At 63.5% G+C, this 757-nt stretch carries 1 pseudogene; it reads left to right on the top strand.

Annotation, left to right across the window (positions count from 1 at the left end):
- Window positions 1-4: 4 nt before the first annotated feature.
- A pseudogene (gene fabA / locus QZH66_RS17480) lies at window positions 5-483 on the top strand (3-hydroxyacyl-[acyl-carrier-protein] dehydratase FabA); the annotation flags it as partial.
- Window positions 484-757 lie beyond the last annotated feature (274 nt).

The following is a 757-nucleotide window of genomic DNA, read 5'->3' as shown; positions in this document are numbered from 1 at the left end:
TGAAATGGCAGATTCCTTTTCCTACGAACAACTGATCGCATCGGGCGAGGGCAAGCTGTTCCAACCCGACAGCGGGCGCCTGCCGCTGCCGCCCATGCTGATGTTCGACCGCATCACGCACATCGACGCCGATGGCGGCGCCCACGGCCTGGGCAAGATCCGCGCCGAGCTCGACGTCAAGCCCGACCTGTGGTTCTTCGCCTGCCACTTCCAGGGCGACCCGGTCATGCCCGGCTGCCTGGGGCTGGACGCCATGTGGCAGCTGATCGGCTTCTACCTGACCTGGCTGCAGCTGCCGGGCCGCGGCCGCGCCCTGGGCGCGGGCGAAGTCAAGTTCACCGGCGAAGTCGGCCCAGAGGCCAAGCTGGTCACTTATGAAATCGACATCAAGCGCGTCATCAAGCGCAAACTGGTGATGGCCATCGGCGACGCCCGCCTGCTGGTCGATGGCAAGGAAATTTACGTGGCCAACGACCTGCGCGTNGAGGCCAAGCTGGTCACTTATGAAATCGACATCAAGCGCGTCATCAAGCGCAAACTGGTGATGGCCATCGGCGACGCCCGCCTGCTGGTCGATGGCAAGGAAATTTACGTGGCCAACGACCTGCGCGTCGGCCTGTTCAAGAAGGAAGAGGCACCGGCCTCGGGAGCTGCGCTATGAAACGCGTCGTCATCACCGGCACCGGCATTGTTTCGTGCATCGGCAACGACAATGCCACGGTCACCGCATCGCTGCGTGAGAGCCGCTCCGGCATCC

It is taken from the genome of Stenotrophomonas sp. YIM B06876, assembly GCF_030711595.1.
Classification (GTDB): Bacteria; Pseudomonadota; Gammaproteobacteria; order Xanthomonadales; family Xanthomonadaceae; genus Stenotrophomonas.
This window is presented reverse-complemented; position numbering and strand designations above follow the sequence as displayed.